The 24,728-nt window shown below is 65.6% G+C and carries 23 protein-coding genes; 4 read left to right on the forward strand and 19 right to left on the reverse strand.

Annotation, left to right across the window (positions count from 1 at the left end; translation table 11 throughout):
• The 14 genes from smc to ACOQFP_RS15600 all read right to left on the reverse strand — a co-directional run bounded on the left by smc (window position 1) and on the right by ACOQFP_RS15600 (window position 17,514).
• Window positions 1–3,657, reverse strand: a complete 3,657-nt coding sequence (gene smc, locus ACOQFP_RS15535) for a chromosome segregation protein SMC (RefSeq protein WP_421584818.1) — start codon at window positions 3,655–3,657, stop codon at window positions 1–3.
• A gap of 65 nt (window positions 3,658–3,722) precedes the next feature.
• Complete coding sequence (locus tag ACOQFP_RS15540) at window positions 3,723–3,998, reverse strand: acylphosphatase (protein WP_421584819.1); 276 nt, start codon at window positions 3,996–3,998, stop codon at window positions 3,723–3,725.
• Window positions 3,995–4,909, reverse strand: a complete 915-nt coding sequence (locus ACOQFP_RS15545; protein WP_421584820.1) for an SMP-30/gluconolactonase/LRE family protein — start codon at window positions 4,907–4,909, stop codon at window positions 3,995–3,997. Before ACOQFP_RS15545 ends, ACOQFP_RS15540 begins: the two co-directional genes overlap by 4 nt.
• Window positions 4,909–5,337: an OsmC family protein gene (locus ACOQFP_RS15550; protein ID WP_421584821.1), complete on the reverse strand. Its 429-nt coding sequence runs from the start codon at window positions 5,335–5,337 to the stop codon at window positions 4,909–4,911. The genes ACOQFP_RS15545 and ACOQFP_RS15550 overlap by 1 nt, the downstream gene beginning before the upstream one ends.
• A 101-nt stretch (window positions 5,338–5,438) precedes the next feature.
• Window positions 5,439–6,305 carry a bifunctional DNA-formamidopyrimidine glycosylase/DNA-(apurinic or apyrimidinic site) lyase gene (mutM, locus tag ACOQFP_RS15555; RefSeq protein WP_421584822.1) on the reverse strand — a complete coding sequence of 289 codons (867 nt, stop codon included), beginning with the start codon at window positions 6,303–6,305 and terminating at the stop codon, window positions 5,439–5,441.
• Entirely contained in the window at window positions 6,305–7,087 is a 783-nt protein-coding gene (rnc, locus tag ACOQFP_RS15560; protein WP_206490641.1) for a ribonuclease III, read from the reverse strand. The genes mutM and rnc overlap by 1 nt, the downstream gene beginning before the upstream one ends.
• A gap of 26 nt (window positions 7,088–7,113) precedes the next feature.
• On the reverse strand, window positions 7,114–7,296 hold the full coding sequence (rpmF, locus tag ACOQFP_RS15565; RefSeq protein WP_032397784.1) for a 50S ribosomal protein L32: 183 nt from the start codon (window positions 7,294–7,296) through the stop codon (window positions 7,114–7,116).
• Window positions 7,297–7,905, reverse strand: coding sequence for a YceD family protein (locus tag ACOQFP_RS15570; RefSeq protein ID WP_206490368.1), 609 nt, complete (start codon window positions 7,903–7,905; stop codon window positions 7,297–7,299).
• 91 nt (window positions 7,906–7,996) lie between these two features.
• Window positions 7,997–8,785, reverse strand: a complete 789-nt coding sequence (locus tag ACOQFP_RS15575; protein WP_206490366.1) for a DivIVA domain-containing protein — start codon at window positions 8,783–8,785, stop codon at window positions 7,997–7,999.
• A 135-nt stretch (window positions 8,786–8,920) separates the two neighbouring features.
• Window positions 8,921–9,409, reverse strand: coding sequence for a pantetheine-phosphate adenylyltransferase (coaD, locus tag ACOQFP_RS15580; RefSeq protein ID WP_421584823.1), 489 nt, complete (start codon window positions 9,407–9,409; stop codon window positions 8,921–8,923).
• 58 nt (window positions 9,410–9,467) lie between these two features.
• Window positions 9,468–10,025 carry a 16S rRNA (guanine(966)-N(2))-methyltransferase RsmD gene (gene rsmD, locus ACOQFP_RS15585; protein WP_341245201.1) on the reverse strand — a complete coding sequence of 186 codons (558 nt, stop codon included), beginning with the start codon at window positions 10,023–10,025 and terminating at the stop codon, window positions 9,468–9,470.
• Window positions 10,022–13,438 carry a pyruvate carboxylase gene (locus ACOQFP_RS15590; protein ID WP_206490363.1) on the reverse strand — a complete coding sequence of 1,139 codons (3,417 nt, stop codon included), beginning with the start codon at window positions 13,436–13,438 and terminating at the stop codon, window positions 10,022–10,024. The genes rsmD and ACOQFP_RS15590 overlap by 4 nt, the downstream gene beginning before the upstream one ends.
• Window positions 13,439–13,548: 110 nt before the next feature.
• Window positions 13,549–15,825, reverse strand: a complete 2,277-nt coding sequence (gene recG, locus ACOQFP_RS15595) for an ATP-dependent DNA helicase RecG (RefSeq protein WP_421584824.1) — start codon at window positions 15,823–15,825, stop codon at window positions 13,549–13,551.
• A 12-nt stretch (window positions 15,826–15,837) separates the two neighbouring features.
• Window positions 15,838–17,514, reverse strand: coding sequence for a DAK2 domain-containing protein (locus ACOQFP_RS15600; RefSeq protein ID WP_206490360.1), 1,677 nt, complete (start codon window positions 17,512–17,514; stop codon window positions 15,838–15,840).
• Window positions 17,515–18,008: 494 nt separating this feature from the next.
• Here ACOQFP_RS15600 and rpmB point away from each other — a divergent pair, with 494 nt between their 5' ends.
• Together rpmB and ACOQFP_RS15610 are read left to right on the forward strand one after the other, a co-directional pair.
• Window positions 18,009–18,200: a 50S ribosomal protein L28 gene (gene rpmB / locus ACOQFP_RS15605; RefSeq protein ID WP_008717389.1), complete on the forward strand. Its 192-nt coding sequence runs from the start codon at window positions 18,009–18,011 to the stop codon at window positions 18,198–18,200.
• Between the two features lie 133 nt (window positions 18,201–18,333).
• Window positions 18,334–19,128 carry an enoyl-CoA hydratase/isomerase family protein gene (locus ACOQFP_RS15610; protein WP_206490358.1) on the forward strand — a complete coding sequence of 265 codons (795 nt, stop codon included), beginning with the start codon at window positions 18,334–18,336 and terminating at the stop codon, window positions 19,126–19,128.
• Window positions 19,129–19,133: 5 nt separating this feature from the next.
• Here the strand turns inward: ACOQFP_RS15610 and ACOQFP_RS15615 are convergent, their stop codons facing one another.
• From ACOQFP_RS15615 to ACOQFP_RS15625, 3 genes are read right to left on the reverse strand one after another with little or no spacing between them, the layout of a single operon-like run.
• On the reverse strand, window positions 19,134–19,826 hold the full coding sequence (locus tag ACOQFP_RS15615) for a uracil-DNA glycosylase (RefSeq protein ID WP_206490356.1): 693 nt from the start codon (window positions 19,824–19,826) through the stop codon (window positions 19,134–19,136).
• Window positions 19,823–20,347 (reverse strand): gamma carbonic anhydrase family protein, encoded by a 525-nt coding sequence (locus ACOQFP_RS15620; RefSeq protein ID WP_206490354.1) that lies wholly within the window; start codon window positions 20,345–20,347, stop codon window positions 19,823–19,825. Before ACOQFP_RS15620 ends, ACOQFP_RS15615 begins: the two co-directional genes overlap by 4 nt.
• 38 nt (window positions 20,348–20,385) lie before the next feature.
• Entirely contained in the window at window positions 20,386–21,321 is a 936-nt protein-coding gene (locus ACOQFP_RS15625) for a thiamine-phosphate kinase (RefSeq protein WP_421584868.1), read from the reverse strand.
• Between the two features lie 243 nt (window positions 21,322–21,564).
• Between ACOQFP_RS15625 and ACOQFP_RS15630 the strand changes: the two genes are divergently transcribed.
• Window positions 21,565–21,813, forward strand: a complete 249-nt coding sequence (locus ACOQFP_RS15630; RefSeq protein ID WP_421584825.1) for an Lrp/AsnC ligand binding domain-containing protein — start codon at window positions 21,565–21,567, stop codon at window positions 21,811–21,813.
• A 102-nt stretch (window positions 21,814–21,915) separates the two neighbouring features.
• A complete protein-coding gene (locus tag ACOQFP_RS15635; protein WP_307830835.1) occupies window positions 21,916–22,464 on the forward strand; it encodes a DUF3515 domain-containing protein in 549 nt (182 codons plus the stop codon).
• A gap of 11 nt (window positions 22,465–22,475) precedes the next feature.
• On the opposite strand, the gene ACOQFP_RS15640 is transcribed toward ACOQFP_RS15635, so the two are convergent.
• Both ACOQFP_RS15640 and ACOQFP_RS15645 read right to left on the reverse strand, forming a co-directional pair.
• Entirely contained in the window at window positions 22,476–23,582 is a 1,107-nt protein-coding gene (locus ACOQFP_RS15640) for a D-alanine--D-alanine ligase family protein (protein WP_421584826.1), read from the reverse strand.
• A gap of 73 nt (window positions 23,583–23,655) precedes the next feature.
• Window positions 23,656–24,654: an NAD(P)H-dependent glycerol-3-phosphate dehydrogenase gene (locus ACOQFP_RS15645; RefSeq protein WP_206490349.1), complete on the reverse strand. Its 999-nt coding sequence runs from the start codon at window positions 24,652–24,654 to the stop codon at window positions 23,656–23,658.
• Window positions 24,655–24,728 lie beyond the last annotated feature (74 nt).

The following is a 24,728-nucleotide window of genomic DNA, read 5'->3' on the forward strand; positions in this document are numbered from 1 at the left end:
TCAGAAGTCGGCGTCCGGTTCCGTTCCGGGAGGCGTCGGGTCCGGCTCGGTTGCATCGACGGCGACGCGTTCTCGGTTCAGACGCTGCGAAATGACGGTGGTGATGCCGTCGCCGCGCATGCTCACGCCGTAGAGTGCGTCGGCCACCTCCATCGTCGGCTTCTGGTGCGTGATGACGATCAGCTGCGACTTCTCGCGAAGCTGTTCGAACAGGCCGATCAGTCGACGCAGGTTGGTGTCGTCGAGTGCTGCCTCGACCTCGTCCATCACATAGAACGGTGACGGCCTGGCGCGGAAGATGGCCACGAGCATGGCGACCGCGGTCAGCGACTTCTCGCCACCCGAGAGCAGCGACAATCGCTTCACTTTCTTTCCGGGTGGGCGCGCCTCCACTTCGATTCCCGTGGTGAGCATGTCCGAGGGATCGGTGAGAATCAGCCGTCCTTCGCCGCCGGGAAACAGCTTGGCGAACACGCCGGTGAATTCCCGTTCGACATCGAGCCAGGCCTCGGTGAAGACCTGCAGGATGCGTTCGTCGACGTCGGCGACCACTCCCAGCAAATCCTTGCGTGCGGATTTGACGTCTTCGAGCTGGGTGGACAGGAAGTTGTAGCGCTCTTCGAGGGCTGCGAACTCTTCCAGCGCCAGCGGGTTCACCTTGCCGAGAGTGGCGAGGTCACGTTCGGCACGTTTGACCCGCTGCTGCTGGGTGGCGCGATCGAACGGCATGGGGGCCGGGGCCACCACTTGTTCACCGCGTTCCTTGGCCGCTTCGTACTCCGACATCTCGAGCTCGGTCGGCGGTAGCGGAACGTCGGGCCCGTACTCGGCAACGAGATCGTCGAGTCCGATTCCGTGCTGTTCGAGAATCGTGGTCTCGAGTTGTTCGATCCGCAAGGCAGCCTGCGCGCGGGCGACCTCGTCGCGGTGCACCGCGTCGGTGATCGACGCGAGCTGCCCTTGCAGGGCACGAACCTGCTCCTTGACTTTGTCGAGTTCGATTGTGCGGGTGGATCTCTCGGCAGACAGCTCGTCGCGCCTTCTGGCCGCGACGGCGACAGCGTCGGCGAGTCGCTCGGCGATCCGCTCCCCCGATTCTCCGACCGCGGCCGCCACAGCAGCCGCGTGCCGACGAGCTGCACTCTCGCGTTCGGCTCGCGCCCTTGCCTCACGTTCGGCTCGCGCCGCCCGGCGCAGCGAGTCGGCCCGGCCACGCACCGACTGCGCACGCTCCTCGGCGGTCCGCACGTTCAGCCGCGCCTCGACCTCCACCGCACGCACTTCCGTCAGTGCCGCTGCCGCCATCTCCCGTTCCATGGTGGTGGCACCGTCACCGCTCTCGCCATCTCCCGCGAAACCGGACTGCTCGTCCTCGGCCGTGCGCAGATTGTCTTCGAGCTCGGCCAGCCGCACGACCGCTTCCTCGCGACTCGCCTCGGCAGCACTACGTTGGGTGGTCAATCGCGCCGATTCGGCGTGCGCGGAACGCGCCAGCTGCCCCAGTCGGCCCAGTTGCTCGTACACCGCGGCCATCGCGGCGTCGGACTCGTTGAGGGCGGCGAGCGCCTGTTCCGCCGACTCGCGCCGGTCGCGCTGCTCCGCCAATGCGCCCGAGAGCGCAGCATCGAGTTCCTCCGAGCGCCGTACGGCCGCCGCCAACTCGACCGTCGACGTGTCGATCGCGGACTGCACTTCGAGAGTGCTGGGGCGACGGTCCGATCCACCGGTGACCCAGCCGGGCTCGACGACGTCGCCGTCTCTCGTGATCGCGCGCAGCTCCGTCGAGCCGGCGACGAGCCGCTCCGCGTCGTCGAGCGACTCGACCACGATCACCCCGTCCAGCAATGCCGTCATCGCTCCGGCCAGCCGATCCGGATAGTCGATCAGGTCGAGAACCCACCGCGCACCACTGGGCAGCTCGTCGCGCCGATTCCTTTGCGCTGCAACAGAACTACTGTGCACGATGGAGGCCCGGCCGCCGTCGGACGCTCGGAGCGCAAGCACCGCGTCACGCGCGGCATCGAAGGACTCGGCATGCGCCGCATCGGCCGCAGGGCCCATGGCCACTGCCACCGCGATCTCGTATCCCGGCTCCACTGTGAGGTGCCCGGCGAGCAGACCCGACAGCCCTCGCTGTTGGTTCTCCACCAACCACCCGGCACCGTCCTTGCGTTCGAGACCCATCGTGAGCGCTTCGATCCTGGCCTCGAACGACGCCACCTTCTTGCCCGCGGTTCGTTCCTCCGCCTGCAGTTCCGCCACGCGGGCGTCGGCGTGCCGCAACGCGGCCACTGCCCGCTCGTAATGCGTGTCGAGACTGAGCTCGCTGGCATCGAGAGTGCCGATCTGATCCTGCACGCTCTCGAACTCATGCTGGGCCGACTCGCCACGCGCCCGAGACTCCTCGATCGCCACCGACAGCCGGGCAACCTCGGCGTCGATCGACTCGACCTTCGTCCGGAACGTGTCGACCCGGCCGGACAGTCGGGCGAATCCTTCTCGGCGATCGGCGACCGCACGGACAGCGGCGAGGTGGGCCTGTTCGGCGGCCGACGCGGCAGCTTCACGCTCGGCGAGCTGCTCGCGTGCGGCCTCGAGGGATTCGCGGGCCATCTCGACGGCCTCGACGAGTTCCAGCTCTTCTTCTGCGACGCGTTCGGCCTGTGCCTCGAGCTCGTCCGGGTCCTGTCCCCGTCCGGAGGTCTGCACGGAGTCGAGGTGCCTGGCTCGTTCGTGCGCAACACGTATCGTCGCGTTCACGCGTTCGGCCAGCGCAGAGAGACGGAACCAGGTCTGACCGGCCGCCTCGGCACTGGGTGTCAGCCGTGCGACTGCCTGCTCGTGTTCCCCGAGCGCCACGGTTCCGGCTTCGAGGGCGTCCTGCACCATCGCGTACTGCTCGCGCGCTGCTTCCTCGTCCTGGGTCTGACTGGCGAACTCTTCCCGCCTGGCAACGAGGTCGTCGGCCGCCAGCCGCAGCCGAGCGTCGCGCAGATCTGCCTGCACGGTCTGCGCGCGTCGTGCTACCTCGGCTTGCCGACCGAGTGGTTTGAGCTGGCGGCGCAGTTCGGTCGTGAGGTCCGTCAGCCGAGCAAGATTGGCCTGCATCGCGTCGAGCTTGCGGACCGCCTTTTCCTTGCGCTTGCGGTGCTTGAGCACGCCGGCGGCTTCCTCGATGAAGGCTCGCCGATCCTCGGGGCGAGATTCCAGGATTGCTGCCAGCCGACCCTGCCCGACGATGACGTGCATCTCCCGGCCGATACCGGAATCGCTGAGCAGTTCTTGGACGTCCATCAACCGGCAGGAGCTGCCGTTGATCTCGTACTCCCCCGCGCCGTCGCGAAACATCCGCCTGGTGATCGATACCTCGGAGTAGTCGATCGGCAGCGCACCGTCGGAGTTGTCGATGGTCAAAGTGACCTCGGCCCGACCGAGGGGCGCTCGACCCGAGGTGCCCGCGAAGATGACGTCTTCCATCTTCCCGCCGCGCAGCGCCTTGGCGCCCTGCTCCCCCATCACCCAGGTCAGGGCATCGACAACATTGGATTTGCCCGAGCCATTGGGGCCGACGACGCAGGTGATTCCCGGCTCGAATCGAAGAGTCGTCGCCGAAGCAAAGGACTTGAAGCCCTTGAGCGTCAGACTCTTGAGATACATAGCGTCCGTACTTTACCGGCACCCTGCGGGTAAGCGCGCCGAGCCTCCCGCAAACGAGTGAGGAATCAGCGTTCTACGAAGCCCGTCAGATCTCCGCGGGCGCCGTCCCAACTCTCCACGACAAGCGTGACGGTGCCCGGGGTCCGATCGCCTCGCAGCAAGGCGAGAAGGGCCTCGAGTCGCTCGCGTGGGCCCTCCGCTGTCACCAGAACTCGCCCGTCCGCGTGATTGGTCGCGTGACCGACGAGTCCGAGTTCGAGCGCGCGCGAGCGAGTCCACCACCGGAATCCGACTCCCTGAACCTGACCGTGCACCCATGCCGTGAGCCGTTCGTCGGTCATGATGGACTCATCTTCCGGACGGTTCCGTCGAAACTGGTGGCGTACAAAGCTTTCTCGTCGAATCCGACCCCGCCGAAAGCAACCGACGAGGTCAGCGGAACCCCGGTGGCTATCACGCAGGACGATCCGGTCTCGGGGTCGATACGGAGCACCCTGCCCGCGAGATTCTGTGCGAGATAGACCGTTCCGTCATCGGCCACGGTCAGATCGTCCGACATCGTGAGCGGTCCGATGCCGTCGACGCGAATGCGCGAGGACGGCCCGGCCGGGTCCTTCTCGTCGAGCACGGTCACAGTCGTTTCCGGATCGAAGGTGTTGGCCACGTATATTTTTCCGCCGCTGATGTCGATACCGTTGGCCGAACCCAGATCGGTACGCACCGTCGACACCGAGCCGACCGACCCCGCGCCGTCGGTGGTGATGCGAGTGAGTCCGGACCCGCCGCCGAGGTTGCGGGTGGTGAACAGATCGCCCGTGGTGGAGCGGGCCAGCCCGTTGGGCATGGTAAGGCCGGACGCATACGTCGACCTGGCCCCGGAGCCGAGATCGATCGTCTCGATCGTTCCGTTCCGCATGTCGAGAAGGCCTGCGGCAGTTCTGTTTCCGGTGGCGAAGAACAACGTGTCTCCGTCACGTACCAGTCCGCCGGGCGACTCGACACCGGAGACGAGAGTGCCCCGTTCTCCGTTCGGAGCCACGGTACGCAGTGCCCCAGGCCCGATCGGGGAGGTCTCCGACACGATCATCGATCCTCTGCCGTCGAATTCCAGATTCTCCAGCATCCCGAATCCCGACGCCACGGTGCTCACCGACCATGGAGCGCAGGTGCTCGACGCCTCCGCAGTGGGAGACAGGGCGACCGAGGCACCGAGAACCAGGCCCGCCGCGACGGCGGCTGCCCCCGCTTTCATCAGGCGTCCACGTCGATGTCCAAGGTGACCGTCGTCCCGGCCTTCAGTGTCCGGCCGACCGTGCACACGCGGTCGATGGCGCGCTCGACGACTGTGAGCAGTCGCTGCTGAGCCTCGGGGTCCATCTCGCTGAGGTCGACTCGGAGAATTTCGTTCAGTTCCGGATACAGCTCGTTCTCGCGATCGGCGGCACCGGAGACCTCGACGGTGGCGGAGTAGTCATCGCCCAGTCGACGCGAGAGAGGGACGTCCGAACTCATTCCGGTGCATGCGGCGAGCGCGATCTTGAGCAACTCACCGGGTGTGAAGACGCCCTCGACCGACTCGGACCCGATGAGCACCTCGGCTCCTCGCGAACTGCGGCCGGTGTAGCGACGGGTACCTGTGCGCTCGACCCAGAGAGTGGTCGGCGTGCTCTGTTCTGCCATGACCGAAATACTAGGCGGGAACGACCATTGCGGTCAGGAGTGGAGCCTGCGGAACGACCATTGCGGTCAGGAGTGGAGCCTGCGGAACGACGTGCTGACTGTCATGTCCGAAGGTGTCGGGGTCGCGGCTGGCACCTGGGACAGCTGAACGAGGACCGATTCATGAACTTCTCGCGCCGGATCGGAGCGCCACACCGAGAACAGGGCAGGCCCTCCTGACCGTAGGCGTCGAGGGAACGATCGAAGTAGCCGGATTGTCCGTTGACGTTGACGTACAGCGCGTCGAACGAGGTTCCGCCCTGTGCCAGCGCCTCTCCCATCACCGCGTGGACGGCGGTGAGCAGTCGACGAAGGGCCGGCCGGGTCAGCGTTTCTGCGATGCGGTTGCCGTGAATCTTCGCCCGCCACAGCGCCTCGTCTGCGTAGATGTTGCCCACCCCGGAGAGCACAGTCTGATCGAGCAGTGCCCGCTTGATCTCGGTGTGCTTGCCGCGCAATACGTTCACTACCGATTCGGCGTCGAACAGCGGATCGATCGGGTCGCGCGCGATGTGCGCCACCGGTTCCGGTACCGGTGTGCCGTCCACCGTCACGATCGGGGCGAGTGCCCACCCGCCGAAGGTTCGCTGGTCCACGAAGCGTAGATCGTTGCCGTCGTCGAGCCGCGCACGAATCCGCAAGTGTTTCTCGTCCGGCGCGCTCGGCGGCTGCACCAGCATCTGTCCGCTCATGCCGAGATGCACGACGGTCGCGAAGTCACCGGGTTCCATCACCAGCCACAGGTACTTCCCCCGTCGCTGCGCGGACGAGATGCGTTGCCCTCGGAGTTGACCGATCAGGTCTTGGCCGCCGAGGTCGTGTCGCCGCACGGCGCGTGGGTGCAGCACGTCGACAGTGCGCATGGCCCTACCCACGACGTGCGATTCCAAGCCGAGCCGAACGACCTCGACTTCGGGCAGTTCGGGCATCAGGAAGGTTCGGTGGCGGATTCGGTCGAAACGTCGGTGTCGTTGTTCGACAGCGCATTCCACGCCAAGCTGGCAGCCTTCTGCTCGGCTTCTTTCTTCGACCGACCGATGCCGACGCCCAGGGGCGATTCGCCGACCAACACGGTCGCCGTGAATTCCTTGTCGTGATCCGGCCCGGTCGATTCGATTGCATACGAGGGGACGCCGAGTCCGCGCTCTGCAGTCAACTCCTGCAGGCTCGTCTTCCAGTCCAAACCTGCCCCGAGCTTCGGGGCGCGATCGAGCAGTCCAGCGAAGAGCGACAGGACGACGGTCCGTGCCACGTCGATGCCGTGTTGCAGATGAACTGCACCCAGCAACGATTCCATGCCGTCGGCGAGGATGCTCGGCTTGTCGCGTCCGCCGGTCTGTTCCTCCCCTTTGCCCAGCAGCAAGTGGCGGCCCAGTCCGCCGTCGCCGAGACCGCGGGCGACCTCGGCGAGGGCATGCATGTTGACCACGCTCGCCCGAATCTTCGCCAGCTGACCCTCGGACTTGGTGGGGTGAACCGCATACAGATGTTCGGTGACCGCGAGGCCGAGGACCGAATCGCCGAGGAACTCGAGTCGCTCGTTGGTCGGAAGGCCCCCGTGCTCGTATGCGAACGACCTATGGGTCAGAGCCAGAGTCAACAGCGGCTCCGACAGGGAAACACCGATGGCGGCGAGGAGCGACTCTCGGTCGTCCCCGCCGCCGTCGGCAGTAGAACTATTCGTCTGTGAACCGCTGTTGTGCTGATCCACTACCTCGTTGGTCACGAAAGCGGAAGTCAGACCGCTGCGACGACCTGGCGGCCCTTGTAGGTGCCGCACGAGGGGCACGCGATGTGGGGCAAGGTCTTCTCACCGCAACCACGGTTGGGGCACGTCACGAGGGTCGGCGCAGTGGTTTTCCACTGTGCACGACGCGACCTCGTGTTGGAACGCGACATTTTGCGCTTCGGGACAGCCACTTACTTCTCCTCGGCTTCGTTGTTCACAAGTTCTGTGCTCGGTTCTGAATCCACGCCAAATTTAGCTGCAAGACCAGCCCAGCGAGGATCAATTGTATCGTGACTGTGGCCGGATTCAGCAATCGCCAGGCGAACGCCGCATTCTGGGCACAATCCCTCGCACTCGTCGCTGCAGACGGGGTGGAGTGGAAGCTCCAGACCGACCGCGTCGACAATGACGGGTTCGAGATCTATCAGGTCGTCGGCGATGCGGTGAATCTCGTCCGCATCGGTGGTCTCCTCGGTGATGCTGTTCGGGTAAGCGAACAGCTCGGTGAGGTAGACCTCGACGGTGCCGCTGACCGGATCGAGGCACCGTGTGCACTCGCCGGCCGTGGCAGCTCGTACGGGACCGGTGACGAGAACGCCCTCGGACACCGCCTGCAATTGCAGGTCGAGCGACACCGGCACACCGGCTTCGATCGCGATCGCATCGAGGCCGATTCGGGAAGGAGCCGACACCGTCCGCTCGACCGTCTTCGTCGACCCGGGGCGACGACCGAGGTTGAGAATGTCCAGAACGAATCCATCGTCCAATTCAGGACGGGTCGTTCTCTGGGGCGGGGGCACGGCTGATCTTCCTCACTGTCGATGTACCTACTGTCGGTAAGCAACCCCACAACGATACGCATGCGTGCATACGAGGGCAAATCACTACCACTCAGTGTCGGCTGCGACGACCGTCCTGGCCGCCGTATGCGGCTTCGCCGTACGGTTCGCTGCCGTATTCCGGAACCCCGGAGCCGGTGCGCAGTTGCTGGCGGCCACGTCCGACCGAACGAATCGTGCCGCTGAGGAACTCCTCGAACTCCGCGAGTTTGGTGTCCACGTACACATCGCACTCACTGCGCATTCGATCGGATTCGGCGTGGGCGGCGTCGATCACGCGAGCCGACTCGGCGTGCGCGGACTGCACCACCTCGGTCTGCGATACCAATCGGTTCTGTTCGGCGGTGCCGTCGGCTACCGACCTCTCGTACGACGCCTCACCCGACTCGATCATGCGGTCGGCCTCGGTGCGAGCCCGAACCGTCAGCGCCTCGTACTCGCGCTGGCCTTCGAGCACCGTGCGCTCGGCTTCCGCCTCGGCGTCGGATACGAGTTGCTCGGCGTGGGCCGATGCCTCGGAGACCATGCGATCTGCCTGCGCTTTGGCGTCGGCGAGAATTCGATCGGCAGAGTCACGAGCGTTCTCGACGGTGTCCTGCGCTTCGGCGTTCGCGGTACCGACCGTCTTCTCCGCCGTCGCCCTGGCATCGCCCACCAGCTTGTCTCGATGATCGAGCACGTCCTGAGCATCGTCGAGCTCTCCGGGGATGGCGTCACGAACATCGTCGAGCAGTTCCAGAACGTCGCCACGAGGGACGACGCACCCGGCCGTCATCGGAACGCCGCGCGCCTCCTCGACAATGGCGACGAGTTCGTCGAGCGCCTCGAATACGCGGTACACCGGTTACCCCAATCGTCGAATCTGCCACTGCGCGGATCGACCACGGAGCGGCCGAGACACACAGTGCTGCGCTGATCAGTCTGCCTGCCCAGGCGCGTGTCTTCGCTATACCGGCCCGGTGTGTCGCCCGCCGAACTACTCTGCTGCCCGCTCGGCGATGCGAGCGACCAATCGATCCTGAACGAAAGGCGGAAGCATTCCGGTCACGTCTCCCCCGAACGTCGCGACCTCCTTGACCAACGAACTCGACAGGAAGCTGTGGGCAGGATTGGCAGGCAGGAACAGTGTGTCCACACCGGTCAACGTGCGGTTCATCTGCGCCATCTGCAACTCGTAGTCGAAATCGTTGGCGCTGCGCAACCCCTTTACGATCGCCGAAAAGCCTTCTTGCCGCGCGTAATCGACGAGCAGTCCGTACCACGAGCCGACCCTGACATTGGGCAGATGCTCCGTTGCGACCTCGAGCATCTCGATCCGCTCCTCGATGCTGAACATTCCCTTTTTGCTCTTGTTCACCATCACCGTCACGACCACCTCGTCGAATGCGGCAGAGGCGCGCTCGAAGATGTCGAGGTGCCCGATGGTCACCGGGTCGAAGGATCCAGGACACAGAGCGCCAGTCATGACCGAAACCTATCAGCCTGCCCAGAGGCAGGTCGTACCGTCTGCTCGCCCCGCAGGCTCAACCCGTGCATACCGCGATCTCGATTCGACTCTCCCCGTACCGCTTCGACTTCTCCGGCACCAGACCGCTCGGCCATTCGGTCTCCGGCGAACGTGACGACCGCTCGAGCACGACAACCGCGTCGGATGCGAGCCAGCCCCCAGTGACGAGCCTGTCGAGCAGCCCGGCCACCGCTGTGTCGGTGACGGCGTACGGAGGGTCGGCCAGTACCAGGTCGTATGCCGCATCGGCCGCCCCCGCCAGCACGGACGCCACCGGCGCGCACCGGACCGAAGCACCCGGCAAACCCACCGAATCGATGTTCCTGCGCACCACGGCAGCTGCTCGTGCGTCGGACTCGACCAACACCGCCGAGGACGCTCCACGCGACAGGGCCTCCAGCCCCAACGCGCCCGATCCTGCGAACAGGTCCAGTACTGCAGCGCCGTCGAGCTCCATCCGACTCTCGAGCGAACTGAACAGCGCCTCCCGTACCCGCTCGGAGGTGGGGCGGGTGCCCTGGCCGGGTACCGACAACCGTCGACCTCCGGCCACACCCGCCACTATCCGCGTCATTCGCTCCCGGCCTCTTCGCCCGTCGACCCCCCGCCGACGACAACGAGGAGATCTCCGCCCTCGACCTGCTGCACACCCGAGATCGCCAGCCGGGTCACCGAGCCTCCACGCGGAGCCGTGATCGCAGCCTCCATCTTCATCGCCTCGATCGTCGCGATCGTGTCACCGGCCGAGATCTTCTGACCCTCTTCGACCGACAGCGTGACCACGCCAGCGAACGGAGCCGGGATGTGCCCGGAGTTCGACCGATCCGCCTTCTCGACCGTCGGCACCTCACTCGAGATGGACCGATCACGCACCGACACCGGCCGCAACTGTCCGTTGAGGATGCACATGACGGTACGCATCCCGCGCTCGTCGGGATCGGAGATCGCTTCGAGACCGATGAGCAGCTCGACTCCCTTCTCCAGCGCGACTCGATGCTCGTCGCCTTGACGCAGGCCGTAGAAGAACTGGTTGGCCGACAGCCGCGTCGTATCGCCGTACTTCTCACGGTGTGCAGCGAGTTCGGCTGTGGGGCCGGGGAACAGCAGTCGGTTGAGGGTCTCGCGGCGCTGAGCCGACGTGCCGTCGAGGCACTTCTCGTCCTCCTCGGTCAGCGGTGTGACCGGCTTGCCCGCGCCGCGACCCTCCAATGCCTTGGTCCGCAACGGTTCCGGCCATCCGGCCGCCGGCGTGCCGAGGTCCCCACGCAGGAATCCGATCACCGAATCGGGGATGTCGTAGCGACCGGGGTTCTCGGCGAACTCCTCCGCGGTCGCTCCCGCCCCGACGAGGGCCAGGGCCAGATCCCCGACCACCTTCGAGCTCGGAGTCACCTTGGTCAGGCGACCGAGCATGCGATCTGCCGCAGCGTAATTGGCCTCGACCGTCTCGAAACGGTCACCGAGTCCGAGCGAAATGGCTTGCTGCCGCAGATTCGAGAGCTGACCACCGGGAATCTCATGGGTGTAGACGCGGCCCGTCGGTGCCGGCAGCCCGGACTCGAACGGCGCGTACACCTTTCGCACCGCTTCCCAGTACGGCTCGAGATCGCAGACGGCCCGCAGATCGAGGCCGGTATCTCGTTCGGTGTGGGCCGCCGCTGCGACGATCGCCGACAGCGCAGGCTGACTGGTGGTTCCTGCCATCGCCGCACTGGCGCCGTCGACGGCGTCCGCGCCTGCCTCCCACGCCGCCAGATAGGTGGCCAACTGTCCGCCGGGTGTGTCGTGGGTGTGCACGTGCACGGGTAGATCGAAGTTCGACCGAAGCGCCGTCACCAAGGTCTTGGCCGCGGGAGCGCGCAGTAGACCGGCCATGTCCTTGATGGCGAGAACGTGTGCGCCTGCATCGACGATCTGCTCTGCCAACTTCAGGTAGTAGTCGAGGGTGTACAGGTTCTCGTTCGGGTTCGACAGGTCGCCGGTGTAACTCAGCGCCACCTCGGCGAGTGCGGTTCCGGTCTCGCGCACCGCATCGATCGCCGGTCGCATCTGGTCCACGTTGTTCAGGGCGTCGAAGATCCGGAAGATGTCGATGCCGGTGTCGGTGGCCTCGGCGACGAAACTGCGGGTCACCTTCTCCGGATACGGGGTGTATCCCACTGTGTTCCTGCCGCGCAGCAACATCTGAATTGCGATGTTGGGCACGGCCTCTCGCAGGCTTGCCAGCCTCTCCCACGGATCCTCGTGCAGGAATCGCAGTGCCACGTCGTAGGTGGCACCTCCCCACGCCTCGATCGAGAGCAACTGCGGCGTCGTGCGCGCCACATACGGGGCGACCCCGAGCAGCCCGCTCGTACGGACTCGCGTCGCGAGCAACGACTGGTGCGCGTCACGGAACGTGGTGTCGGTGACGCCGAGCGCCTTCTGATTGCGCAGATCGCGGGCGAAACCCTCGGGTCCGAGGGCGAGCAGTCGCTGACGCGAACCGTCCGGGATCGGTGCCGAGAAATCGACCTCGGGGAGCTTGTCGTGCGGGTACACCGATGACGGACGCTCGCCGTGCGGCTTGTTGACCGTCACATCGGCCAGATAGGTGAGGATCTTGGTACCCCGGTCACCCGAGGAACGAGAGGTCAGAAGTTCCGGACGCTCCTCGATGAACGAGGTGGTGACCCGCCCGGCCGTGAAGTCCGGGTCCACCAGAACCGCTTGCAGGAACGGAATGTTCGTTGCGACACCGCGAATTCTGAACTCCGCCACCGCTCGTCGGGCCCGCGCCACTGCTGTGTCGAAATCACGACCACGGCACGTGAGCTTGACCAGCATGGAATCGAAGTACGCTCCGACCTCCGCGCCGAGTGCGGTGCCCCCGTCCAGGCGCACCCCCGCACCACCCGGGGTGCGGTATGCAGTGATGCGTCCGACGTCCGGTCGAAATCCGTTCGCCGGATCCTCGGTGGTGATGCGGCATTGCAACGCCGCACCGCGCAGCACGATGTCCTCCTGCCGAAGGCCGAGATCCGACAGCGTCTCCCCCGAGGCGATCCGCAGCTGGGACTGCACCAGGTCCACATCGGTGACCTCTTCGGTGACGGTGTGCTCCACCTGAATTCGAGGATTCATCTCGATGAAGACGTGATTGCCGCGGGTGTCGAGAAGGAACTCGACGGTACCGGCGCACGAGTAGTTGATCTGTTTGGCGAACGCGACGGCGTCCGCGCATATCCTCTCCCGTAGTTCTGCGGGCAGATTCGGCGCCGGAGCCAATTCGATGACCTTCTGGTGCCGACGCTGGACGCTGCAGTCTCGCTCGAACAGGTGCACCACATTGCCCTCGCCGTCGGCGAGGATCTGAACCTCGATGTGCCGGGGATCGATCACGGCCTGCTCGAGGAATACCGTCGGATCACCGAAGGCCGACTCCGCCTCGCGCGCAGCAGCTTCGATCGCCTCACGCAGCTGTTCGGGTTCGGCCACCCGGCGCATACCGCGACCACCGCCGCCCGCCACCGCCTTGACGAACAGCGGGAAGGTCATCGACTCCGATTCCGCGACGAGCGCGTCGATATCGGAGGAGGGCTCCGAGGACGCCAGCACCGGAAGCCCTGCCGCCTTCGCCGCGGCGATCGCCCGGGCCTTGTTACCGGTCAGTTCGAGAACATCCGCGGACGGGCCGACGAAGGTGATGCCCGCCTCGGCGCATGCGGCAGCCAGATCCGGGTTCTCGGAAAGGAATCCGTAGCCGGGGTACACCGCGTCGGCACCGCTCCGCTTTGCTGCGGCGACAATCTCGTCGACCGAGAGATACGCGCGTACGGGGTGCCCCTTCTCCCCGATCTGATATGCCTCGTCGGCCTTCGTCCGGTGCACCGAGTTCCGGTCCTCGAACGGGAACACCGCCACGGTCGAGGCACCGAGTTCGTAGGAGGCGCGGAAGGCGCGGACAGCGATCTCACCGCGGTTGGCAACCAAAACTTTGGAGAACATTGGCTCAACCTACCTGGCAGCGTGCGCCTCCGAGGCGAACTGATCCCACGATGCGGGACAATTTGCTCGAATTCGCCGACTGAAACGGTGCAGTGCGTCGACGCGGCCGTTCAGGACTTCTGCAAATAGTCCACCCGATCGGATCGCCAGGCCGATCTCATCATCGACGCGATGCCGGGATTGTTCGCCAGAGACGGGTCCTGCGCCAACAACGATCGTGCACAGTCGTGCGCATCGGCGATGATCTCCTCGTCGTCGATGAACGAGAGCAGCCGAAGGCCGGAGACCGTACCGGACTGCGCGGCCCCGAGAACGTCACCCTCTCGGCGGGTGGCGAGATCCAACTTGGCCAACTCGAAGCCGTCGTTGGTGGCGGCCACCGCCTCGAGCCGGGCGAAGGAGCCGCCCACAGGACTGAGATAGCTGATCATGATGCACAGCCCCTGGTGCCCGCCCCGGCCGATCCGGCCTCGCAACTGGTGCAATTGGCTCACGCCAAATCGGTCGGCGTCCATGATCACCATGACCGTGGCATTGGGAACATCGACTCCCACTTCGACCACCGTCGTACAGACGAGGACGTCGATCTCACCCGAGTTGAACTCCGACATCGTGATGTCCTTGTCGTCCCCGGGCAGCCGTCCGTGCAACAGCCCCACTCGCAGATCGTGCATCGGACCGGCGGAGAGTGTCTCGTACAGGTCGAGTGCGGCCGTGGTCTCCGGGCCGTCCTCCGATGTCGCGCCCTTCTTTCCCGAACTGTTCTTCTTTCCGGTCTCTGCGTCCTCGTCGTCGCCGATGCGTGAGCACACTACGTATGCCTGCCGTCCGGCCGACACTTCCTCACGAATTCGCTGCCACGCTCTGTCCACCCACGCCGGTTTGGTTCTGGCCGGGACCACGTTGCTGATGATGGGCGATCGGCCGCGCGGTAGTTCGGTCAGCACCGAGGTTTCGAGATCGCCGAGCGTGGACATCGCGATGGTGCGCGGGATCGGTGTTGCCGTCATCACCAGCAGATGCGGACTGGTGTTCTCACGCGCCTTCGCCCGCAACGCATCTCGTTGCTCCACGCCGAACCGATGCTGCTCGTCCACGACGACCATGGCGAGATCGAAGAACTCCACCCGATCCTCGATGAGCGCGTGAGTACCGATCACGATTCCGGCGTCGCCGGTCACGGCCTCGAGCAACGCGGATCTCTTGGCCGCAGTGGACATCGACCCGGTCAACAGAGCGACTTTGGTCGCCAGCTCGTGCGATCCGAGTTCGCCACCGGCAGCGAGAGACCCGAGCATCGCGCGAATCGACCGTGCGTGCTGGGATGCCAGCACCTCCGTGGGTGCCAACAGCGCACATTGATGGCCCGCGTCGATGACCTGCAGCATCGCCCGCAAGGCCACGATCGTCTTACCCGAGCCGACCTCGCCCTGCAACAAACGCGACATCGGATGCGGCGCCGACAGATCGTTGGCGATCTCGGCGGCAACTTCGTGCTGACCGGCGGTCAACTCGAAGGGCAACCGACGATCGAACTCGGCTGCAATACCGTCGGTGATCGGTGGGCACCGCCAGGCCGACCGCGTGGACGCATCGCGTCGACGGTCGGCGAGGACGAGTTGAACGGCCAGGGCCTCGTCGAACTTGAGCCGCTCGCGGGCAGAGTCCTTGTCCTGCACGCTGCCGGGAAAATGGATCGACCGCAGCGCGGTGTCGATATCGACCAGGCCACGTTCGCGGCGTACCGACTCGGGCAGGGCGTCGCGCACGTCCTCCAGTTGGTCGAGGACCTGCTTCACACAGCGCATGAACGTCCAGCTCTCGACGTCCTTCGTGGCCGGGTAGATAGGCACGAACGCGCTGTCGAACACCGACATATCGACGGACCCGGAGGCGTCGACCGCACCGCGGGCCAGGCCCGCCAGCGCACCGGCCCCGACGATCCGCCCTGCCGGTACGACGGCACCGTCGTTGTCGTCGCCGCCCAGAATCACATAGCTGGGGTGCGTCAGATTCCACCGTTTACCGAAGTACTTCACCTTGCCGGAGAACATTCCCCGGCGGCCGGGCACGACGACGTGTTTGAGCTTGTGCGGGCTGAAGAACGTGGCCTCGATCCGTTGTCCGTCGGCGGCGAGGGTCACCGCGAGGAATTGACCGTTGCGATTCTTCATCGAACGCAGGGTCGCGGACTCCACCGTGGCGACGATGGTGATGTGCTCCCCCTCGGGCGGCTCCTTCTCGCCGAGTTCGGAGCCCTGCGTCATGTACCGGTGCGGGTAGTGCCGCAGCAGATCCTCGACGGTACTGATACCGAACGTGTCCGCGAGCGGGGTCGCCGCCGTGGCTCCGAGGACGTCCTCGAGCCGATCCACCAGCGTTGCCATAGCCGAAATTCCCTATTCCACTCCGAATTGCACGAGATCCCCCGGTTGCCCACCGGCGTAGACCACCACGTCGACTCCCGGATGCGCACCCGTCACGTATTCCGCCAGCTGGGCACCGAAGTTCTCCGACGCCTGAGCCCCGACGAGCACTGTGACCATCTCTCCGCCGGTGGCCAGAAGCTGGTCGAGCAGTCGGCACCCGGCATCGAGCGGGCGAGCGGAGACGATCACCACCTCCTGCCCGGCCAGACCGATACTGTCCCCTGGCTCGCAGGTGCCCACCCACGTGAGCGATCGCTGCTGCGCGATCCGCAGTGATCCCCACCTCGTGCCTGCTGCTGCCTCGGACATCGTGAACGCATCGTCGACGGCGGCTCGTGCGGCGTCGTGCACCGCCAGCGCGGCCAACCCCTGCACCATCGCCGAGCACGGCAGCATCACCACATCCTTGCCGTCCGCTCGGGCCGCGGCACCCACGGCAACCAGGTCGTGCGCGGACAACGCCCCGTTCGGCAACACCAACACCTCGCGATGCTTCATCCCGACGATCGCGCGATGCAGCACCGAGGAGTCGATCGGCTCATCGCACCGCACCACCGTCGCGCCTTCCTGAACGTAGAGATCCGCGGCACCGTCGCCTGCCACCAGCGCCAAAATATCTCGGCCCACCGACACGGTGTCTCCGTCGTCGGCCTTCGGACCTGCGCCTGTCGCGATCTCAGCCAGACCGAAGCACGAGATTCGCACCCCACGCACGGCACCGATGGCGATGCCGCTTTCGACCGCACCGCCCGGATCGGTGGTATGCACATGGGCCGACCACGCCCCGGATCCGTCACCGGCGACCACGACCGAATCGCCGAGATCGGACAGAGCTGCGCGAAGGGAGCTCGCCTGCGCATCGTCGATGTCGTGGACGATGTAGACCACCTCGTAACCGAGGGGTCGTCCTGGCGCAAACACCTGCACCACTTCGGGTGCGCCGCCCTGCTTCGCGGCGCTCGACGCGGCACCGCCGAGCGATCGTTCGTGCTCGTGTGGGCGACGGTAGCGCCTGCGCGGCGGGGTGCGGCCGGTCACCACTTCCACCAGTGCATCGAAGACGACCGAGAGTCCGAGGGCTCCGGCGTCGACCACCCCGGCCTCGCGGAGTTCGGCGAGTTGGTCCGTCGTGCTGTCGAGGGCACGCGCGGTGGCCTCGGCGATGTCGACCACCAGTGTCGGGAGGCTCACATTGGCGTCATGTGCCGAGGCGTCACGATCCGCGGCCGCGAGAACGGTGAGCATCGTTCCCTCGGCGGGAACGCTGACCGCACCCGACACCAGCACCGTGGCACGCCGCAACATGGCCTGGATCGACACCGTGTCCAGCGGGCCGTCCGCAGCGGCCTCGGCAACCGCGCGCAGCAACTGGGACACGATCACTCCGGAATTACCTCGTGCGCCCGCTACCGCCCCGACGGCCAGTGCCCGACCGACTGCGCCGGTGTCAGCAGCCGGACCGGCCGCGCGCATCGACTCCACCGCGGCCCGGAAGGTGAACATCAGATTGGTGCCGGTGTCGGAGTCGGGAATCGGGAAGACGTTGAGTGCGTCGATCTCCTCGCACCGTGCAGTCAAGGAGTCGACGCATCGATAGGCCCACTGTCGCAGGGCAGCCGAATCGATCGATTCGAGAACGTCGACCACCTGGAGCAGCCTCCCCCGTATCGCGTGCCGATATGACGTCCGCAACCGCTCGCGGACAGTGCCCGAAGCTTAGTGGTGTCGGCCGGGACTTCGCCGCTCGGCGACGACCGGTCGGTACAGGGAGGGCTGGGGCGGGATCGGAAGGCTGGGCGGGCGGGCAAAAGCGGGCAGGAGCCGGGCAAGAGCCGGGCAGGGGCGGACCGGACGATCGACCTCCGATGAACGGAGGCGGCGGAGTCGCACGCTCCGTTGCGACGGCGTCCCCGGAGAATCAACTGCTCAACGGCGTGCTCGGGCAGTATTGTTCGGCATGCCGTCCAGGACCGCGCGAGCGCGTGTGCGGTGGCGGTTTGGTGATTACGTGCGACGCCGCTATTCTTGCAGGGTTGCCTCGAGGCGATCTTCATGCATTGCAATCCTTGCATCTGCTCGTAGTTCGTCTCGATGTCTTCGACCACAAGTATCGATCAACATCTATCAAGGAGTTCGCGACTATGGCTGCCGTCTGCGACGTATGCGCCAAGGGGCCCGGCTTCGGTAAGTCGGTCTCGCACTCGCACCGACGGACCAACCGTCGTTGGAACCCGAATATCCAGACCGTTCACGCTCAGGTTGCGCCTGGTAACTCCAAGCGCATGAACGTGTGCACCTCCTGCTTGAAAGCAGGCAAGGTGGTCCGGGGCTGATTTCGGCCTCGCTCTTCGATTTCCTCCACGGCCTCCATCGCGCGCGAGAACTGTGCCCCGCCCCCCAGTATCGGGAGGTGGGGCACAGTCGTCGGTGCGCCCGAACAGTTGGACGTCCATTAGAGTGCACAACGTGAGTTATTCCGAAGCCGACATATCCAGCAAGGTCAGCATCGAGGACGGCGTGCTACGCATCGTCGTCGCCACGGAGGCAGGCGGTGCCTCGCTCGACCTCGAGGGCATCGAAGAAGGCACCTCGACCCTGCGCTCCGTCAACGCCGGTGAGATCGCGATCGGGAGCGTTCTACTCATCGGTCGGGGCACCAATTTCTGCGCAGGCGGCAACGTGCGCGATTTCGCCGACGCAGCCGATCGCGGTGCTTTCGTCCGTTCGGTAGCCGATACGTTCCATGCCTTCGTCCGCGAACTCGCAGCCGTGACGGTCCCGATCGTGGCGGGTGTGCACGGCTGGGCCGCCGGGGCCGGTATGAGCCTGGTCTGCCTCACCGACATCGCCATCGGCGGACCGTCCACCAAACTCAGGCCTGCGTATCCATCGATCGGTTTCACCCCGGACGGTGCGATGTCGTGGACGCTGCCGCGGATAGTCGGCTCGGGCCGCGCGATGGAGATGTTGCTCAACGACTCGACCATCAATGGTGAGGAAGCGGTTCGTCTCGGAATTCTCAGCCGATTGGTCGGCGACGACCACGTCGACAGTGAGGCCGAGCGCCTCGCTCGGACCCTCGCGGTCGGGCCCACGTCGGCATACCAGGGAATCAAGAAACTGCTCCAGGCCTCCGAATCTGCAACCCTGGCAGAGCAATTGGATGCCGAATCTGCCTCTGTCTCGGCGGCCGCGGCCTCACCGGAAGGTCGTGAGGGCGTCGACGCATTCGTCGAGAAGCGTCGCCCCGATTTCTCCTGAACCGATCACGGCAGCGTCCAGTCGATCGGTTCGTCTCCGCCCTCGACCAACAATTGGTTGACTCGGCTGAACGGCTTGGACCCGAAGAACCCGCGGGAGGCGGACAGCGGTGACGGGTGCGCAGATTCGATACACGGCACCGATCCGAGCATCGGCTTGAGTGTCGCCGCGTCGCGGCCCCACAAAACCGCCACCAGTCCGGGCTCGTCGGGATCGCCGGCCCGGGCCACCAGTGCGCGAATTGCGTGCTCGGTCACCGCTTCCCATCCCTTCTTCCGATGGGAAGCTGCCTGTCCCGGTTCGACGGTGAGAACCCTGTTGAGCAACATCACACCTCGGTCGGCCCAGGGTGTGAGGTCACCGGTGCTCGGCGTGGGCAGTCCGAGGTCCGCCGAGTATTCCTTGAAGATATTGCTCAGGCTGCGCGGTACCGGCGTGACGTCTGGTGCAACGGAAAAGCTCAGCCCCACTGCATGCCCCGGCGTCGGATAGGGATCCTGACCGACGATGAGGACGCGAACTCGATCGAACGGGTGACCGAACGCACGCAGCACGTTCTCGCCCGCGGGCAGGTAATGCCGACCGGCCGCGAGTTCGGCTCGCAGAAAGTCGCCCATGGCAGCAATATTCGACTCGACAGGCGCAAGAGCACGCGCCCATCCCGCCTCGACACTCTCGGCAAGTGGCCGGGCCGTCACCGGTCGATCCGCCGCAGCGCGTCGCGGTAGTACGCAGCGTTGGCCGAGTACATCTGCACATTGACGTCCACATGCCCTTCGGGCACCTGATATCCCTCCCGAATTTTCGCGGGCACTCCCAACGCCATGGATCGCTCGGGGACGACGAACCGGAACGGCACCACCGCGCCCGCCCCGACTATCGAGCCGGAACCGATCTTCGAGCCGTTGAGCACGACCGAGCCCGATGCGATCAGACAGTGATCGCCGATCGTCGCACCCTCGACATGCGCGTTGTGGCCCAGCACGCATCCCGCGCCGATCACCGTCGCATCGATCGGCGTGCAGTGCACCACCGTGCCGTCCTGAACGTTGGTACCCGCGCCGATGGAAATGGTGCCGTAATCTGCCCGCAGAACCGCTGTGGGCCACACCGAGGAGCCTGCCGCCAGTGTCACCGCGCCGATCACCACCGCGTCGGGATGGACATAGGCGTCTGGATGGATGTCCGGTTCGCGATCACCGAGTGCGTAGATAGCCATCTCTGCAACTTAGCCGAGTCGATCGAACCCGAGCACGTTCATGTGCTCTCGAAGCTCGTCCATCCCGTTCTGCCCGATCCGATGCGTCCCTCGACGGTCACCGGCCTCGCCTGCTCACCGTCGCGGTCCTCGACGCGGCCGATGACCGTCCACCCCTGCGGGATGGTGCCGAGCCCGTCGAACGTGCCGACCAGAGCGTGATCCTCTCCCCCGGTCAGTATCCAGTCCACCGGATCGACTCCCAATTCCGTTGCTGCCGAGTGCAGTTCGGGTGGCACAAACAATCGCTCGGGGTCGATGACCATTCCGACCCCCGACGCAACGGCGATGTGCCCGAGATCGGAGCACAAACCGTCGGAGACGTCGGTGAGCGAGTGCGCGCCTGCCTCGGCTGCCTCCACACCGGCACGGTACGGCGGTGCCGGCACTCGATGTGCGTCCAGAACCAGGTCGTGGCCGGTGCGGTCTCGGCCGGCGAGCAGCAACGCCAGTCCGGCAGCGGACCACCCCAGCCGACCCGCGTACGCGATCAGATCACCGACCCGCGCACCCGAGCGGAGCACAGGAGCTCTGCCCTGGAGGTCGCCGAGCGCGGTGATCGAAATCACCAGCTCCGAGGATTGCACGAGGTCACCACCGACAACGGCCGATCCGGCGGCTGCGGCCTCGAGCCACATACCCTCGTTGATCCCGTCGATCACACTCACCGGGGTGTCGGCCGGGCACCCGAGCGAGACGAGAAACCCCGAGCATTGCGCACCCATCGCAGCGATGTCCGCGCCATTCTGCGCAATCGCCTTCCGGCCGATCTGAACCGGACTGGACCAATCGAGCCGAAAATGCCTGCCATGCACCAACATATCGGTCGATGCCGCGATTCGGCCGTCGGCGGCGGCGACAATGGCCGCGTCGTCGCCTGGCCCGAGGATGGTCGAGGGCGGTTGCACACGGCCCGCGACGGCGCGGGCGATCACATCGAATTCACCGACCTGTGCAACGGTGCGTTCGATGTCTGCGGCCGATTCGGTGCCGGGGTCGTCGATGATGTTCCTCTCCGAGAGCGCGGTGCGCGGGACGGTCTCACGCGGAGCACGTGACGAGCCTGCGGTACCTTTTAGCGGCGGCCGGGACAGCACCGACGCAGCAGATCACGTGCGAACAGAACGTAGTGGACTCAATTTACAGTCGAGAAGTCCGGCAGGAGAAAGGGACCACCGATGGTGCAAGCATTCGTCCTCGTTCAGACCGAGGTGGGGCGCGCGACGGCCGTCGCGCAGCAGATCGAGACCGTCGACGGCGTGGTGTCGGCCGAGGCAGTGGTCGGGCCGTACGACGTGATCGCGCGAGCTGACGGGGCCTCCGACGGCGAGGTCGCCGAGATCGTCTCCCGCATCCAGAAGGTCGATGCGATCACACGCACCCTCACCTGCCCGGTGGCCCCGCAGTCGCCCGCGTCCATCGGATAACTCGTGAGCTCACCTGATACCGGCAACGAAGATCACAGCACCGAAAATAACGGCAACGAAAATCACGCCACCGAGGACGGCGCTACAGAGAACAGCGAGGGCGTGAACACTCGAGAGCAGCGTCATCCTGCGGTGATCGCCACCGCCATCGCGCTCCCGGTTGCCCTGGTCGTCGGAGTCCTGGTCGCTGCCATCGCGGTCAATCGCTCCCCGGTCCACGATCCCGTTGCCCTCGGACCGGTGGATGCCCCCGATGCCTCGAGCGCGCAGTGCGCCTCGTTACTGGACGCACTGCCCGAGAACCTGGGCGACTACACCGAAGCCGAGTTGGCGCAGCCTGCGCCCGTCGGAGTTCGCGCATGGGTCTCGTCCGAGGAGAACGCAGAGCCGGTCGTGTTGCGATGCGGTCTGCCCCGCCCCATCGGTTTCGATGTCGCGGCACCACTTCAGGTGATCAACGGCGTTCAGTGGTTCGAGGTGTCCGGAAGCGACGACGGAATCGATGCCAGCACCTGGTTCGTCGTCGACCGCGGTGTCTACGTCGCGCTGACCGTCCCGGGCGGAACGGGCCCGACGCCCATTCAGGATGCGTCGACTGCCGTGGCGAACGCACTGCCTCAGCAACCCCTCGACCCGGCTCCGTTGCCGTAGCCCGCGCGCCCCTAGCGCAATCCGGTGCCGCGGGCGAGAGCGGTGTCGATCAGGGTGCTGACGAGCGTCGAGTAGTCCACGCCGGAGTGCGCCCACATCTTGGGGTACATCGAGATGGACGTGAACCCGGGCATCGTGTTGATCTCGTTGATGACCGGTCCGTCAGCGGTGACGAAGAAGTCCACCCGAGCCAGTCCCTGGCAATCCAGTGCCCGGAACGCCGCGACAGCGAGTTCGCGGATGCGGTCGCTGGTGGCATCGTCGAGTGCGGCCGGGATCTCGAACTCACTGACGTCGTCGAGGTACTTGGTGTCGAAGTCGTAGAAGGCGTGATCGTCGGCCGCCGCGTCCGGAAGCCGAATCTCGGCGACTGCGCTCGCGCGCACGCTGCCGTCGGGAAATTCGAGTACCCCGCACTCGACCTCACGGCCGTGGATCATTCCCTCCACGATCACTTTCGGATCGTGCTCACGCGCCAGGGCAATCGCGGTGCTCAGTTGATCCCATGCGGTGATACGCGAGATGCCGATGGACGATCCGCCTCTGGCGGGCTTGACGAACGCAGGCAACCCGATGGTGTCGCGCTCGGCGTCGGTCAGATCGTCGACCCCGCGTCGAAGTACCACCTGACGGCCGATCGGAAGCCCTTCGGCTCCCAGAAGCTTCTTGGTGAATTCCTTGTCCATGCCTGCCGCGCTGGCCAGCACCCCTGGCCCGACGTACGGAACACCGGCCAACTCCAGCAGGCCCTGCAGCGTGCCATCCTCACCGTACGGTCCGTGCAGAACCGGGAAGACGACGTCGACCGAAGCCAACACCGTTCCCCCTTCGCCCTCCCCGAGAGCGAGCAACGCACCGGCGTGCCCCGGATCGGTACTGAGGGCGAGGGCTGTTCCCGCCTTGTCCACGGTGGGAAGTACCCGGTCGTGAATCGTCAGAGCCTCGAGATCGCTCGATCCGAGCACCCAGGCACCGTCCGGGGTGATGCCGACGGGGACCACCTCGTACTTGTCGGGATCGAGATTCGCCAGCACGCTACCTGCCGATACACAGGAGACAGCGTGCTCACTGCTCCTGCCACCGAAGACGACGGCAACTTTGATGCGGGGAGTACTCACGAGGTGAAACCGTACCGTCGCGACGCGCCGAACGAAGAGTCGCCCTGTTGGTCGCGAGACCTCGGTCACTGCCTCACTCTGGCTTGATGCGCCGTCCCAACAGATGACCGACCGCGTCCGGAACGGACATGCCTGCGTGGCACACCCGATGCACGGCATCGGTCAGCGGCATCTCGACGTCGTAGCTCTCGGCGAGAGCGCGCACCGAGGTACACGATTTGACTCCCTCGGCCACCTGTCCGTGCGCGGCTTCCTGCGCACTCTCGAGTGAGCCGCCCGAACCCAATCGCTCACCGAATGTGCGGTTGCGAGAGAGCGGGGAGGAACAGGTGGCAACGAGATCGCCCACCCCGGCCAGGCCGGACAGCGTCGACGGCGTAGCACCGAGCGCTACCCCGAGTCGGATGATCTCGGCCAAGCCCCTGGTCATGATCGATGCCAGGGTGTTCTCCCCGTACCCGACGCCACTTGCCATCCCACACGCGAGGGCGATGACGTTCTTGCAGGCACCACCGACCTCGGCACCGATGACATCGGAATTGGTGTACGGCCGAAAGTATCCGGTGGCACACGATTTCTGGATCTCGAGGGCGCGCTGCGAGTCGGAGCATGCGATGACGGTGGCAGCGGGCTGTCCCTCGGCAATCGGACGCGCGAGGTTGGGGCCGGACAGACACGCCACTCGGCTCGGATCGGCTCCGGTGACCTGAGAGATCACCTGGCTCATCCGCATGAGCGTCCCGGTCTCGATCCCTTTGGCCAAGGACAGCAATGTCGCGTGCGCTGGGATCGATTCGGTCCAGTCCTCCAAATTGGCTCGCAGAGACTGCGACGGCACGGCAAGCACCACTATGTCGGCCCCGTCGAGCGCACGAGCCGGATCGCTGGTGGCGCGAATCGAGGACGGCAGCTCGATTCCGGGAAGGTAGTCCTTGTTCTCGTGGTGCTCGGTGACCGCAGCAGCAAGTTCTTCGCGGCGAGCCCACATGGTCACCTCGGTTCCGGCATCGGCCAGCACCTTGGCGAACGCCGTACCCCACGAACCCGACCCCAGTACCGCTGCTCTACTCATACCGCCAACCCCTCGCTCGATCCCGGTGCCTTGCCTACGCGCGTCACCCTAACTCGACAACGTGCTCGGGCGGT

It is taken from the genome of Rhodococcus sp. MALMAid1271 (genome assembly GCF_049195265.1).
Taxonomy (GTDB): Bacteria; Actinomycetota; Actinomycetes; order Mycobacteriales; family Mycobacteriaceae; genus Rhodococcoides.